General features: G+C 69.7%; 12 protein-coding genes. All 12 read left to right on the forward strand.

Annotation, left to right across the window (positions count from 1 at the left end; genetic code table 11):
- Positions 1–5 precede the first annotated feature (5 nt).
- Positions 6–1,301, forward strand: a complete 1,296-nt coding sequence (locus ACH4TL_RS31655; RefSeq protein ID WP_398425391.1) for an MFS transporter — start codon at positions 6–8, stop codon at positions 1,299–1,301.
- Positions 1,302–1,341: 40 nt separating this feature from the next.
- Positions 1,342–2,487, forward strand: a complete 1,146-nt coding sequence (locus tag ACH4TL_RS31660) for an AMP-binding protein (protein WP_398325519.1) — start codon at positions 1,342–1,344, stop codon at positions 2,485–2,487.
- A complete protein-coding gene (locus ACH4TL_RS31665) occupies positions 2,447–3,100 on the forward strand; it encodes a hypothetical protein (protein WP_398325522.1) in 654 nt (217 codons plus the stop codon). Before ACH4TL_RS31660 ends, ACH4TL_RS31665 begins: the two co-directional genes overlap by 41 nt.
- A complete protein-coding gene (locus tag ACH4TL_RS31670; RefSeq protein ID WP_398325525.1) occupies positions 3,097–4,017 on the forward strand; it encodes an acyl-CoA desaturase in 921 nt (306 codons plus the stop codon). Before ACH4TL_RS31665 ends, ACH4TL_RS31670 begins: the two co-directional genes overlap by 4 nt.
- Positions 4,018–4,035: 18 nt before the next feature.
- A complete protein-coding gene (locus tag ACH4TL_RS31675) occupies positions 4,036–4,989 on the forward strand; it encodes an acyl-CoA desaturase (protein WP_398325528.1) in 954 nt (317 codons plus the stop codon).
- Positions 4,976–5,272 (forward strand): acyl carrier protein, encoded by a 297-nt coding sequence (locus ACH4TL_RS31680; protein WP_398325532.1) that lies wholly within the window; start codon positions 4,976–4,978, stop codon positions 5,270–5,272. Before ACH4TL_RS31675 ends, ACH4TL_RS31680 begins: the two co-directional genes overlap by 14 nt.
- A gap of 19 nt (positions 5,273–5,291) precedes the next feature.
- Positions 5,292–6,368, forward strand: a complete 1,077-nt coding sequence (locus ACH4TL_RS31685) for a fatty acid desaturase (RefSeq protein ID WP_398325535.1) — start codon at positions 5,292–5,294, stop codon at positions 6,366–6,368.
- Positions 6,365–7,606 (forward strand): cytochrome P450, encoded by a 1,242-nt coding sequence (locus ACH4TL_RS31690; RefSeq protein ID WP_398325538.1) that lies wholly within the window; start codon positions 6,365–6,367, stop codon positions 7,604–7,606. The genes ACH4TL_RS31685 and ACH4TL_RS31690 overlap by 4 nt, the downstream gene beginning before the upstream one ends.
- Before the next feature lie 68 nt (positions 7,607–7,674).
- Entirely contained in the window at positions 7,675–9,528 is a 1,854-nt protein-coding gene (asnB, locus tag ACH4TL_RS31695) for an asparagine synthase (glutamine-hydrolyzing) (RefSeq protein ID WP_398325541.1), read from the forward strand.
- A gap of 174 nt (positions 9,529–9,702) precedes the next feature.
- Positions 9,703–10,644 (forward strand): ABC transporter ATP-binding protein, encoded by a 942-nt coding sequence (locus ACH4TL_RS31700; RefSeq protein ID WP_398325544.1) that lies wholly within the window; start codon positions 9,703–9,705, stop codon positions 10,642–10,644.
- Positions 10,641–12,023 carry an ABC transporter permease gene (locus ACH4TL_RS31705; protein ID WP_398325547.1) on the forward strand — a complete coding sequence of 461 codons (1,383 nt, stop codon included), beginning with the start codon at positions 10,641–10,643 and terminating at the stop codon, positions 12,021–12,023. The genes ACH4TL_RS31700 and ACH4TL_RS31705 overlap by 4 nt, the downstream gene beginning before the upstream one ends.
- 6 nt (positions 12,024–12,029) lie before the next feature.
- On the forward strand, positions 12,030–14,777 hold the full coding sequence (locus tag ACH4TL_RS31710; RefSeq protein ID WP_398325551.1) for an alkaline phosphatase family protein: 2,748 nt from the start codon (positions 12,030–12,032) through the stop codon (positions 14,775–14,777).
- The last annotated feature ends 149 nt before the right edge of the window (positions 14,778–14,926 follow it).

Consider the following 14,926-nt stretch of genomic DNA (forward strand, 5'->3'; position numbering starts at 1 on the left):
GCCGTGTGCCGTTCCTCCGCCGCTCCCCGGCGGAGGAACGGACCCCGCTCACCGCCGGGGCCCGCCGGATCATCGCCCTCAACAACGGTTTCCAGCTGCTGTTCAACCTGCTGTGGTGGATGCCGGTCTTCTACACCTACCAGCGGGAGGCCGGGCTCTCGGACGCGCAGATCTTCGGCATCCAGTCCCTCTACTACATCGCGTTCTGCCTGTTCGAGATCCCGACCGGCCTGGTGGCCGACCGGATCGGCGCCCGCAACTGTCTGCGCGCGGGCGCCGTGGTGATGACCGCGGCGAACCTGGCACCGGTCCTCTCTCCCGACTACACCGGTTTCCTGGTCCACTTCCTCGCCATCGCCGCGGGCCGCTCCCTCACCTCAGGGGCGGCCAGCGCCTACCTCTACGACGCGCTGCGCGCGGAGGGCGCGGACGACCACTATCTGCGCGCCGAGGGCACCGCGCGGGCGCTCGGGCTGGCCGCGAAGGTGATGTGCTGGCCGCTGGTGGGACCCCTGATGGCGCTGTCCCGGCCCACCCCGTACCTCCTCAGCGCGGTCAGCGCCGGGGCGTCACTGGCCTGCGCCATGGCCCTGCCCCGGCTGGTAAGCGCCGAGTCCGGGACACGCCGGTCGGGGGTGTGGCGGGAGGCCGGGCGGGCGCTGCGCCACCTGCGCGGCTCCCCGTGGCTGGCCCTGGTGATGGTGCAGGGCGTGGCGGTCTTCACGCTCTCCCGGATCTGCCAGGTGAACCTGTTCCAGCCGATCCTGCTCGCCCAGGGCATCCCGGAGCCCTCGCACGGCGGTGTGCTGGCGGCGGTGACGGTGGCCGAGGCCGTGGGCGCGGCCCGGCCGCAGTGGCTGGGCCGCAAGCTGCGACCGCTGACGATCGTGTCCGTTCTGAGCCTGGCGATGGCGGTGTCCCTGGCCGGGATCACCCTCGGCGGGCCGATGGCGGCGGTGGCGCTGCTCTGCCTGTTCTCGGCGGTCACCGGCTTCGCGTATCCGATCCAGCGCAAACTGGTGAACGACGCGGTGCCGCCGGGCGCTCCGCGCGCCACCCTGCTGTCGGTGGAGAGCATCATCGACCGCGCGGTGTGCGCACTGGCGGCGGTGGCCGCGGGCGCGTACCTCTCGGCGGGCCGGATGGACGCGCTGCTGTGGCACAGCGCCGCCGTGACCGCCGCGGTGATGCTCGCGGTGCACCTGGCCGTGCTGATCGGACGGCCCCGCCGCCCCCGCCCGCCACGGCGAACCCATCGGCAAGTCGGTCGGCCATCTGCCCTGTGGTCAAAGGGGAGTTGAAGGGTTACGCTACCGCCGCGCCTGGTCGGGGAGGGGTTCGGTGGAGGCATGCTCACAGATCGCGCTGTACCTGTCCCGGCCCGATGCGACGCTCACCGGCATCCTCGGTGTCAGGGCACGCCTCACGCCTCACCGCACAGCGTTCCGCTTCCTGGCCGACGGGACGAGTGACCGCGTTGAATCGTGGACCTATCGCGATCTGAAGCGGCACTCCGACGCGGTGGCGGCGCGGTTGAGGTCCGGGGGACACAGCGGTGATCGCGTGGTGTTGGCCGGTCGGCCCGGGCTGCGGTTCGTGGCGGGGCTGATGGGGATACTCCAGGCCGGTGCGACGGCCGTCCCGGCGTTTCCGCCGACCAACCGGCGGGCCCTGACCCGGCTGCGTTCGATCGTGGCGGACTGTGCGCCCGGTGCGATCATGGCCGATTCCCGCCATGAGCGGCGATTCGCCGGGATGGCGGCCGGTGGAGACAGGGTGCCGCGGCTGATTCCGCTGGACGACGAACCTCCCTCGACGGCGCCGGACGGTCCCGTGCGGCCGATGGACACGGCGCTGATCCAGTACTCGTCCGGCTCGACGGGCGATCCGAAGGGCGTGGAGCTGACGCACGCCAATCTGATGAGCAACTGCCACGCCATCGGCCGGTACATCGGCGCGGAGGACGATCGCGTCGGGTTGACCTGGCTACCGCCGTATCACGACATGGGGCTCATCGGGACCATCATGCTGGCGCTGCACGGCGGCTGGCCGTTGCTGATGATGACGCCGGAGCACTTCGTCCAGCAGCCCGCCCGCTGGCTCCGGGCGATCACCGAACACCGGGTGACCATCACCGTCGCGCCGAACTTCGCCTTCCAGCTGTGTGCGGACGCGGTGGACGAGGAGGATCTGGCCGGTGTGGACCTGTCGTCGCTCCGGCACGTCTTCTGCGGTTCCGAGCCGATCGTGCTCGACACCCTGAACGCGTTTCGGGAGCGGTTCGCGCCCCGGGGCTACCGGGGGACGAGCCTGATCCCGTGTTACGGGCTCGCCGAGGCCACGCTGCTGGTGACGGCCAAGGCGTCCGGGACGCCCCCCCAGCGTCGAGTGGGTGGACCGGGAGGAGCTGTCGCGTGGCCGGGTGGTGGGCACGGAGGGCGACAGCGTGCCCATTGTCGGCTGCGGGGGCGCGCCGGAGGGCCATGAGGTGCTGGTCGTAGAGCCGGACTCCGGCCGGGTGCTGGCCGACGGCGAGATCGGGGAGATCTGGGTGCACGGGCCGGGTGTCGCCGCCGGGTACCACCGCAAACCCGATCTGACCCGCTCGACGTTCGGAGCGATACCCGCCGGTCGAGCCGGTCCGCGAACGTATCTGCGCACCGGTGACCTCGGCTATCTGCGCGACGGCGAGCTGTTCGTCACCGGCCGGATGAGCGGTCTGCTCGTGGTGGCGGGCCGGAACCTCTACCCGCAGGACATCGAGCGCACGGTCGACCGTGCCCACCCGTCCGTACACCGGTCCGTCGCCTTCGGGTACCGGGGCATGTCCGAGGAACAGATCGTCGTGGTCGCCGAGGTGCGCGACAGCCGTCGGACCGCGGTCGAGCTGGACGCCTTACGCGGCCGTCTGCTGGCGGCGGTCGCCGCCGAACACGGTGTCCGGCCGGCCGGCGCGCACCTCGTACGGGTCGGCACCATCCCCCTGACCACCAGCGGGAAGATCCGCCGGGCGGCCGCGCGGGGGGCGTACCTGGAAGGCACCCTGGGCAGCGCTCTCGTGCCCTGCGATCTCGCCGGGGACCGGGGAGCCGGGCCATGAACGCCGAAGCCGGTACCGCGCCGCCGAGGGACCGCTCCGCGCTCGTGCTCGCCTGCGCCACGGTCGGCGGATCCACGGCCGGTTTCGCGGCCGCGATCGTCTTCACGGTCCACCGAGGCTGGTCGTGGCTGCACTTCGCGCTGTTCCTCGGCATGTACCTCGTCACCTCACTGGGCGTCGAGGGCGGGCTGCACAGGTTCTTCTCCCACCGCTCGTTCTCCGCGGGCCCGGTGCTGACGTTCCTGTGGGGCGTCGCGGGGAGCATGGCGGCGCAGGGGCCGATCATGTTCTGGGTGTCGGTGCACCGCAAGCACCATGCCTTCGCCGACCGGGACGGCGATCCCCACTCGCCGCGCCCGCGGGGCGAGGGACGGCTGGCGGCCCTGCGCGGTCTGTGGCACGGCCATGTCGGCTGGCTGTTCACCGTCCGGCGGGAGGGCTGGGCCAAGTTCGTCCCCGACCTGCTGCGCAATCGCCACGTCTGCACGGTGGATCGCTATTACGCCTGGTGGATCGCCCTGGGGCTGGCCCTGCCGGCGGTGGTGGGCTGGGCGGTGACCGGCCGGCCGGCGGACGCGCTCGGCGGGCTGCTGTGGGGCGGGTTCGCCCGCATGTTCGTCCTCGACCATGTGACGTGGACGGTCAACTCGCTGGGACACACGCTGGGCCGCCGCCCGTACCGGACCCGGGACTCCAGTCAGAACCTCGCCGTGCTCGCGCCGGTCTCCGTGGGCGGGTCCTGGCACAACAACCACCACTCCCAGCCGTCGCTGGCGCACAACCGGCACCGCTTCTGGCAGCTCGACATCACCGGCGGGGTCATCGGCCTCCTGGACCGGGCGGGACTGGTGTCCGAGGTCCGCTATCCGGCACGTACGACCGGGGAGACCGCGGCGACCGCGGCCCGGGAAACCTGAGAGGAGGAACACCGAACCATGTCGGCTCCCAGCGCCCCGGCGGGCATCGTCCGGCTCGACCCGAGAAGCCTGCGGATCAAGAGGTTCTCCGCGCTGACCACCATGGTCCTTCCGCTCATCGGTACCGTCGTGGCCGCGTACCTGCTGGTGACCGGGCGGTTCACGGTGACCGATGTGGTCTTGTTCGGCCTGTTCTACTGCGTGCACCTGGGCGGGGTCACCATCGGGCTGCACCGGTACCTCGCCCACAAGGCGTTCAAGACCTCACCGTGGTTCCAGGACGTCCTGATGGCCGCCGGTTCCATGGCCGCGCAGGGCCCGCTGCTGTTCTGGGTGGCGACCCACCGGCGGCATCACAAGTTCGCCGACCGCGAGGGCGACCCGCACTCGCCGAACCTGCACGGCACGGGCTTCAAAGCCCGCATGCGCGGCCTGTGGTACGCGCACATGCCGTGGATGCTCAGCGAGGAGTCGTCGAAGTGGTCCGTGTACGCGCCGGACATGCTGCGTGAGCGGCGCCTGATCCTGCACCACCGCCTCTACCCGGCGTGGGTGATGGCCGGACTCGTCCTCCCGGCCGCGATCGGCTTCGCCGTCGGGCACACGGCCGGGTCCGCCCTCTCCGGCCTCGTCTTCGGCGGCCTCGCCCGGATCTTCGTCGCCAATCAGGCCGCGTGGTGCGTCGGATCCCTCTGCCACGCCTTCGGCAGCAGGCCGTTCGACAACGGGGACCGGAGCACCAACAACTGGTGGGTCGCCGTCCTGACCTTCGGCGAGGGCCTTCAGAACAACCACCACGCCTTTCCCGGGTCCTACCGCCACGCCACCCGGTGGTGGGAGCCCGACCTCAGCGGCTGGGCTCTCACCGTCCTCGGCAGGCTGCACATCGTGTGGAGCCTGCGCGAGCCCTCAGCCGCACGCATCGCTCAGAAGCGACAGAGAACGACAGGAGCTCACCGTGTTTCGGCGTAACAAGAACGAGCGCGCGTCCGACGGCCCGGTCACCGAGGAGGCCATCCGTGCGTGGATGGTCGACTACATGGTGAACAAGCTGTCCGTCGACCCCGCCACGGTCGACACGACCCGGTCCTTCGAGGACTACGGACTCGACTCCCGCACCGGAATCCAGATGTGCGGAAAGCTGGAGAAGTTCGTCGAACTCCGCCTCTCGCCCGCCCTGTTGTACGAGCACTCGTCCATCGACGCCGTGGCCGCCCATCTCGGCCGGCGGCTCGCCGAGGAGAGCAGCCGCTGAGAGCGAGGACACCGTGGCCATGAGCACCATGCCGACCAGCCCGGACCGGCGGTTCGAGGAGTTCCTGGACAAGACGCGCGCGCTGGAGGGGCAGCACCTGACGCGGTCGATCCCGCGTGAGTACTTCACTCCGCGCACGGCTCGCGGGGTGCTCGGGCTCGCCGTGAGCCTCGCCCTCTACGCCGGGGCGATCGCCGGAGTCGCGTTCTCCCCCTCCTGGCTGCTCGACATCCCGCTGTGGTTCGTGGCGGGCCTCGGCGGCTGGGGCATGCACTGCATCGCTCACGACTGCGGGCACGGATCGTTCTCCCGGTCCCGACGGCTGAACACCGCCGCCGGGAGCTTCGCGCTGCTCCCGCTGCTGTACCCGTACCACTCCTGGCGGCACGTGCACAATCTGCATCATTCGCATACCAACAGCCTGGAACTCGACACCGACTGGCGGCCCCTTCCCCCGGCCGCCTACCAGCGGCTGTCGCCCCTGGCCAAGGCCGTCTACGCGTCCACCCGCACGTGGGCCTTCTGGGGAGGCACCGTCCGGTACTGGTTCGTGTCGGGGTTCAGGCCGGGCTACTTCCCCAAGCGGTCGATGCGCCGCGACGTGTGGCGGTCCATCGCCTTCACCGGGCCCGTCGCCGTCGTGGGCCTGACGTCCCTCGTGGTGTTCACCGGCGTACGGGGCCTGCTGTGCTACTTCGTCCTGCCCTGGCTGATGACCCACCTGTGGTTCAGCGCCACCACGCTCATGCACCACAGCGCGGGCGACGTCCCCTTCCTGACCTCGCAGCACTGGACACGCAACGCCAGCAGGCTGCTCCTGACCACGGACTACGCGTATCCGAGGGCGCTGTCGTTCCTGACCCACAACATCTCCACCCACACCGCGCACCACGTGGCCCCGGCGATCCCGTTCTACAACCTCCCCAAGGCCCAACTCGCCCTGAAGGAAGCCCATCCGGGAATGGTCCGGGAGGAGCGGCTGAGCCTCGGCAATCTGTGGCGGATCCTGCGCGGCCTTCACCTGTACGACACCGAGGCGGGGTTCTACACCGACTTCCGGGAAGCGAAGAAGCAGAAGACGGAGGCGACGCCGTGACAGCGACCGAGCACCAGCTGACCGAGCCGGTCATGGGACCCGCCGAGGCCCTTTCGGAGCTGTTCACCCCAGCGGGGAAGCACAACCCCTACCCCCTGTACGACGCCCTGTGGGAACTCGGGCCGGTGATCCCGCTGGGCCCCTCCGGAACGCTCGTACTCGGCTACGACGAGATCGCCGCCGCGCTGCGCGACTCCCGCTTCCTGGTCACCGATGCCGCCGTGCACCAGGTGACCGGCATGATCGACCACTCCTCGTGGCAGTGCTTCACGAAGATCATGATGTTCAGCAACTCACCCGACCACGAGCGCATGCGACGGTTCGCGGGCTGGGCCTACGCGCCTCGCGAGGTCGCCGAGCGGCGGCAACTGGCCGCCAAATGGGCCGAGTTGTGGACGGCCCGGCTCGCCACCCTCGACGGCGGCGGCCCGCTGGACCTGGTGGAGTCCTTCGCCACCCGCGTCCCGATCTCCGTCACCGGGGAACTGCTCGGCATCCCCGAGGCGGACCAGATGGCGCTGCGCACCGCCATCACCGCGACCACGACCGCCTTCGAGCCCGTCTTCGACCGCGACGAGCTGCGGCCCGCCGACGCGGGGATGGACGTACTGGTCGCCTATTTCGACGACCTCGTCCGCGAACGCCGGCGTCGGCCGGGCGATGACCTGGTCAGCGTGATGGTGCGCGATCGGGATGCCGACGGAGCGCTCACCGAGGAGGAACTCGTCGCCAGCCTGGTGATGTTCCTGATCGCCGGAGTGCAGAGCCCCAGCGACCTGATCGGCAACACGGTGCGGCTCGCCCTGCGGCATCCCGCCGAGGGCCGGAGGATGGCCACCGACGACGCCCTCGCCTCCGCCTTCCTCACCGAGACCCTGCGGTACGACCCGCCGAATCACGTCCTGACGCGGGCCGCCGAGACGGACATCGACTTCTACGGTCACCGCGTCGCCGCGGGCGGCAGGGCGCTGCTGGTCCTGGCCGCCGCCAACCGCGACCCCCGCCGGTTCACCGATCCGGCGACGTTCGACATCACCCGGAAGGACAACCGGCCGCTCTCCTTCGGACTGGGCCCGCACTACTGCCTGGGCGCCGCCTTCGCCAGAATGCAGGCCGAAATCGCCGTGCCGGTCCTCCTGCGACGCTTTTCGCGCATGGCCCTCGCAGGCCCGCCCACCTACCGGGACCAGCTGGTGACACGCGGCTTCGCCCGTATGGACGTGACGCTCGGTCCCTAGGTGGTTTCCCTTCGATCACGTGACTCATCGTTCCGGCCAGCAGCGGTCGGGGAGGAGGAGCCGCCGTCATGTGCGGAATCACCGGATGGATCTCCTACGACCACGACCTCACCACCGTGCGCGGGACCCTCGCGGCGATGACGGAGACCGTGGCCTGCCGGGGCCCGGACGCCGGTGGTATCTGGCTGGACACCCACGCCGCGTTGGGACACCGGCGCCTCGCCGTCATCGACGTCGAGGGCGGCGGGCAACCCATGTCCGTCGAGCACGAGGGCCGGACCCTGCTCGTCACCACCTACAGCGGTGAGGTGTACAACTACCGCGAATTACGAGAGGAACTGGAGTCCCTGGGCCACTCTTTCCGTACCAGCAGCGACACCGAGGTGGTGCTGCACGCCTACCTCCAGTGGGGTGAGGTCTTCACCCGGCGTCTCAACGGCATGTACGCCTTCGCGCTGTGGGACCCGCGCGAAGAACAGCTCCTTCTGGTGCGTGACCGGCTGGGTGTCAAACCGCTCTACTACTACCCCACCCCTGACGGCGTCATCTTCGGCTCCGAGCCGAGGGCCGTTCTCGCCCACCCCGCCGTGCGCCCCGCGGTCGATGCCGAGGGTCTGGCCGAGCTGATCACCTTCACCAAGACCCCCGGCCACGCCGTGTACAAGGGGATGCGCGAGGTACTGCCCGGCAACACCGTCCGCGTCGACCGACGTGGCCTGGCCGCCCGCACCTACTGGGCCCTCGAGGCCCGCGAGCACACCGACGACCTCGACACGACCGTGGCGCGCATCCGCGAACTCCTCGATGACATCGTGGCCCGCCAGCTCATCGCCGATGTTCCGCTGTGCATGCTCCTCTCCGGCGGCCTGGACTCCTCGGCGCTCACGGCACTGGCCGCCCGCGCCCTGTCCACCGCCGGAGGCGGCCCGGTGCGCTCCTTCGCGGTCGACTTCACCGAGTACACCGAGAACTTCCAGGCCGACGATCTGCGCGGCACCCCTGACGGCCCGTACGCGCGAGCGCTCGCCGACCATGTGCGCTCCGACCACAACGACATCGTCCTCGACACCGCCGAACTCATGGACCCCGGCCACCGGGCCGCCATCCGGCGCGCTCGTGACCTGCCCAACACCTTCGGTGACGGTGACACCTCCCTCTACCTCCTGTTCAAGGCGATCCGTGAACACTCGACGGTCGCCCTCTCCGGGGAGGCGGCGGACGAGATCTTCGGCGGCTACCGATGGTTCCACCTCCCCGAGGCCGTACACGCCGACACCTTTCCGTGGATCGCGGCCCACGTGACCGCGACGTTCTCCGGTGGCAACGGGGGACACGAGAGCACGTTGCTGGATGCCGGACTGCTGTCCGAACTGGACCTGCCCGGTTACGAGAACCAGCGCTATCGCGAAGCACTGGCCGAAGTGCCGCATCTGGACGGTGAGAAGGGGCTGGAGCGCCGGATGCGCGAGGTCGGCTATCTGCACCTGACCCGCTTCATGCAGGTCCTCCTCGACCGCAAGGACCGGGCCAGCATGGCCGTCGGCCTGGAAGTGCGGGTGCCGTTCTGCGACCACCGGCTGGTCGAATACGTCTTCAACACGCCCTGGGCGATGAAGACGTTCGACGGGCGCGAGAAATCCCTGCTGCGCGCCGCGACGCGCGACGTCCTGCCGGACATCGTCGCCGACCGGGTCAAGAGCCCGTACCCCAGCACCCAGGATCCCCGCTATGCCGAGGCGTTGCGGACGGAGCTGGCACGCCTGGCGGCAGACCGGGACGCGCCCGTACGTCCGCTGGTGGACACCGAGGCGCTGAAGCAGGCAACCGCCGTCGGCGGGCGGAAGGACGTCCGGCCGAGTGCCGAATTGATCCTCGGACTCGACGGATGGCTGCGCCGGTACGACATCACGCTGGAACTCTGAGAAACGTCACCGTGGTAATTCAATCATGAAAGCGTCCGCCTTTGCTCAAGTAATGGCAAAGTTGCTGGTCGAGAATGTCAAGTCATTTCAAGTTCTGCATACATTCAACTCTCCACCCCTATGAGCGGCATGATCAATCCATAGGTTCCTTGAGGTATTCGAAGGAAGGGACCTATGGAAGAACTCCGCGCAATCCGGGCCCGCGGTATCACGAAGGGCTTCGGTAATGTCGTCGCCCTGGACGGCATCGATCTCGATGTGACGCAGGGACAGATCCACGGCTTGGTCGGACCGAACGGCGCCGGAAAGACGACGTTGCTCGGTCTGCTGCTGGGGCTCGCGGTGGCCGACGGCGGTCGCCTGGAGGTCCTGGGCACACCGGTCGAGCGGGCGCTCGACGCCCCCGACGGTGTGGCCGGCTTCGTGGACGGCCCCGCTCTCTACCCCTCGCTCACCCCACGGCAGAACCTCGCCGCGCTGGCCGCGCTCCGCGGCCACGACGCGCGCACGGCGGGGATCGACGACGTACTCGCCGAGGTCGGTCTCACCGACGTCGCCGACGACCGTACGCGCGGCTTCTCCCTCGGCATGCGCCAGCGGCTCGGGCTCGCCGCCGCGCTGCTGACCAAGCCCCGGCTGCTCGTGCTCGACGAACCGTCCAACGGCCTCGACCCCGCGGGCAAGAAGCACGTGCACGGTGTCCTGGGCCGGCTCGCGGCCGACGGAACCGCCGTCGTGCTCTCCAGCCACAACATGGACGATCTCGAGGCGCTGTGCTCCGAGGTGACCATCCTCGCCGCCGGACGCGTCGTCTTCTCCGGTCCGCTGAGCGAGCTGGCCACCGAGAACCGTGAACTCGACTACCGGCTGCTCACCTCCGACCCGCAGGCCGCGCGCCGGCTGGCGGACGACGTGCCGGGGGTCCGGATCGTCGACGACGCCGGGATGCGGCAGGGCGCCGAACCGCTCGTCGTACGTGCCCTGGTGCCCGCCCTCGACCAACTCGTGGTGCGGCTCGTGGAGAAGGGCGTGGCGCCGCGGGAGCTCACTCCCGTGGTGTCGCCGCTCGAAGCCGCGTTTCTGACCCTCACCGAGCAGCAGGAGGCGGACAGATGACCGCGACCCTCACCCAGGGCCGGGAACAGGGACACGAGGAGGTGACCGGGGGCCCTCGCGTCCCCGTTCCCGTCACCCGCGCCTGTCGCTTCGAGCTCGTCAAGCTCGTCTCCCAGTGGCGGATCCGCCTGCTGGTCCTCGCCTGCTGGATCGCTCCCGCCCTCTTCGTCGCCGGGGTGGGCCAGCAGAGCACGCTTCCCGTCGACACCCTCTTCGGGCGCTGGATGCTCGCCTCCGGGTGGGCCGGACCGCTGGTGATGCTCGGTTTCGCGGGGACCTGGGCCCTCCCGCTGCTGACGTCGGTCGTGGCCGGTGACGTGTTCGCCTCCGAGGACCGGCTCGGCACCTGGCGCCATCTGCTCGTGGCGGTCCGCTCGCCCCGGCGGATCTTCGTGGCGAAGGCGGTGGCCAGTCTCACCGTCCTGCTGCTGCTCGTGGCCGGGCTCGCGGTCTCCAGCACCGTCGGCGGCCTCCTCGCGGTCGGCAACCAGCCGCTGGTCGGTCTCGACGGCCACCTTCTGGCACCGTCGGACGCCGCCGTCTCGGTCCTGCTCTCCTGGGTCTGCGTCCTCGCTCCGACCCTGGCGCTCGCCGCACTCGGCCTCCTCGGGTCGGTCACGCTGGGACGGTCCCCGATGGGGCTGCTGGTGCCCGTGCTCGTCTCGCTCACGATGGCGGTCGCCCAGATGCTGCCGCTTCCGGCGGCCGTGCGCGTCGCCCTGCCGAGCTACGCCTTCATCTCCTGGAACGGCCTGTTCACCAGCCCCCGGCAACTCGGTCCGCTGCTGATCGGCATCGTCGTCAGCCTCGTGTGGGCGGTGGTCGCGACGGCGCTGGCGTATGTGCTCTTCGTACGGCGCGACTTCACCAACCTGGCCCACGACGGTTCGGGCCGCCGCGCGATCACCGTCGGAGTCCTGCCGCTCGTCGGGGTGGCCGCCGCGTCGTTCGCGGTCGTCGCCGCGACGACCTCGGCGACGGGCTCCGGGATCGAGCAGGACAAGGTGCAGCGCTCGCTCGCCACGGCGTTCGCGCACCTGTACCGCATGCAGACCGGCGAACTCCACCGGCCCGCCGTCACCGAGGCCCAGTTGAAGGCCACGGCGTCGTGCAACAAGGGGAGCACCAGGGTCGCGGCGGAAGGCCCGGGCAACGACTGGCGCTGCGTCGTGACCTGGCATCTTCCCGGCGTCGAGGCCACAGGGCAGGCCATCTACCAACTCGACGTCACTCCGGACGGGCGGTTCATGGCCGATGGCGATGGACCGAAGGAAGTGAACGGCTACTTCCTGGTGCGGACCCCCGACGGGGACGCACCGAACCCGCTGTGGCAGTTCGACGGCAACGTCGAACTGCTGGACACCACCCCGAAGGGATAACGCTCCATGCAGGTGACTCGCCGCAGACTCGTCGAGGAAGCCCGGATCAACCTCATCAGCAGACGCATCAGCCGCCGCATACCGCTGTTGACGGCGGGCACCACCGCCGTCGCCCTCGTGGCCGCCGGCACGGCGCTCGCGCAGACCCACCAGTTCGGCACGGACCAGGTCGGCCAGGTCACCAAGAACGGCCGGGTCGTCTCCAGCGACCAGTACATCGCCCCGTACGGCGACCGTCTCGTCATCGACCAGGGCAAGATCATGTCGTCCTCGGTCAGCCCGGACGGCACGCACATGGCCGCCTCGGTCACCGACGGTGGCGCGGCCCTGGCCATCGTGGACCTGAAGAACTGGAAGACGCAACAGCTCGTCAGCAACGCCGCGTCGTCGAACCCCCGCATCAGCAGCAACAACGTGGGCCAGGAAGGCCCGACGTACTCGCCCGACGGCAAGCAGCTGTGGCTGGGCCAGCCGGACGGCTACACCGTGTTCACCGTGAACGCGGACGGCGGCGTCTCCGACCCGAGGACCGTCAGCATCCCGGCGCAGGGGGCCAAGCACGCCCTGGTGGGCGCGGTGGCGTTCTCGGCCGACGGCAAGACCGCGTACTCCGCGGTCAACGGCCAGAACCGGGTCGTCGCCATCGACGCCGCGACCGGGACCGTCGAGCAGAGCTGGAACGTGGGCAACGCCCCGCGCGGCATGGTCGTCGCCGGCGACAAGCTCTACGTGAGCAACGAGGGCGGTCGTCCGGCCAAGCCCGGCGAGCCCACGATCAACTCGTACGGCACGCAGGTACTCGCCGACCAGAAGACCGCTGCCACCACCAGCGGCACGGTCAGCGTCATCGACCTGGCGCACCAGGACGCCGCCGTCTCCAGCATCGAGGTCGGTCTGCACCCGACCGCCGTGTACGCCGAGAACGGCGCGGTGTTCGTCACCAACACCGCCGACAACAGCGTGTCGGTCATCGACGCGGCGAAGAACAAGGTCGTCCAGACCATCTCCACCCAGCCGTGGGCCAAGGCCCGGGTGGGCTACGAGCCCGACGCGGTGACCCTCACCGACGACGGCCACCTGCTGGTGACCCTCGGCCGCGCCAACGCCGTCGCCGTCTACAAGTACACCTCCGCGCAGGAGCCGGTCTCTTACGTCGGCCTGCTCCCCACGGACTACTTCCCCTCGGAGATCACCACCTCCGGCAACCAGGTGTACGTCTCCAACACCCGTGGCATCGACGCCCGCCGCAAGGCCTCCGGCGGTCACGGCACCCACGACACGACGTCGAGCGTGCAGAAGTTCACGCTGCCGGACGACAGCGTGATCCGGTCCTCCACCGGCAAGGTCTTCGAGCAGAACGGCTGGAACGGCGAGTCGCTCAAGAAGACCGACGGCACCCCGGCCAAGCCGGTGCCGGTCCCGGTCAAGCTCGGCGACCCCTCGACGATCAAGCACGTCTTCCTGCTCGTCAAGGAGAACCGGACCTACGACCAGGTCTACGGCGACATGCCGCAGGGCAACGGCGACCCGTCGCTGACCGAGTTCGGTGAGAACGTCACGCCGAACCAGCACGCCCTGGCCGAGCAGTTCGGCCTGTACGACAACACGTACGACATCGGCACCAACTCCGCCGAGGGCCACAACTGGCTGATGCAGGCCGACGACCCGGAGTACACCGAGTCATCGGCCGGTGAGTACGCCCGCAGCTACGACACCGAGGACGACGCCCTCGGCCACCAGAAGACCGGTTTCATCTGGACCGGTGCGCAGGCGGCCGGCAAGTCCGTCCGGGACTTCGGTGAGTTCCAGCAGTTCCTGACGAAGCCGTCGGACGCCAGCTGGCAGAACCTGTACTGCGACAGCAAGAACATGGCGGCGACCGGTCAGGACACCGCCTACCCCCTGAACTCGACCTCGCCGATCCCGTCGCTCAACGACGTCTCGGTGCACGGCTTCCCGAAGTTCGACACCAGCGTCCCGGACATCTACCGGGCACAGATCTGGAAGAAGGACTTCGAGAAGAACGGACCGGCGAACCTGAACATGTTCTGGCTCTCCAGCGACCACACCGGTGGCCCGGTGAGCGCCGCCTCCCAGGTCGCGGACAACGACCTCGCCGTGGGCCGGATCGTCGACGAGATCTCGCACAGCAAGTACTGGAAGGACTCGGCGATCTTCGTCGTCGAGGACGACTCCCAGGCGGGTCTCGACCACGTCGACGGCCACCGTGCCCCGGTCCAGATCATCAGCCCCTGGGCCAAGCACGGCACGGTGGACAGCCGCTACTACTCCCAGATCACGATGATGCGGACCATCGAGCAGATCCTCGGGATCCAGCCGATGAACCAGAAGGACACCGCGGCCACCCCGATGGCCTCGGCGTTCACCCGGAGCCCGGACTTCACGCCGTTCAAGGCGCTGCCCAACCGGACCTCGCTGACCGCCGGTGTGAAGACCGCGCCGTCCTGCGGTCTGGACACCCCCGCGGCGCAGGACCTGAAGGCAGCGGCAGTGCCGTCGCCCTCGGTACCGGCGGACATGAAGGATGTCGCCACCCAGTGGGACCAGTGGAAGCGAAAGCAGCGGCTGACCGGCCCCAACGCCGTTCCGGACTACGCTCCCCCCGCCCAGATGAACCATCTCACGTGGTACGAGACCCACAACTGGGCGAAGCCGTACCCGGGTGAGAAGAAGATCTACGCTCCGCAGGACGTGCCGGGCGCTGCCATCCCGTCGGCGGAGAACGACGGCTGACGCAGACCCACGTGCCGAGTGGCCCCTGGTCGGCACCATCGCCGGTCAGGGGTCCCTTGCGTGCTGCTCTGTTCGGGCGGCCCGCCCGACTTGCAGCTGACGTTGACGTCAGCTCTTAGCGTGGCGGGCGTCGGCACCCGCCGAACGTT

Origin of the sequence: Streptomyces sp. NPDC021115 (assembly GCF_044333065.1) — a bacterium.
GTDB lineage: Bacteria > Actinomycetota > Actinomycetes > Streptomycetales > Streptomycetaceae > Streptomyces.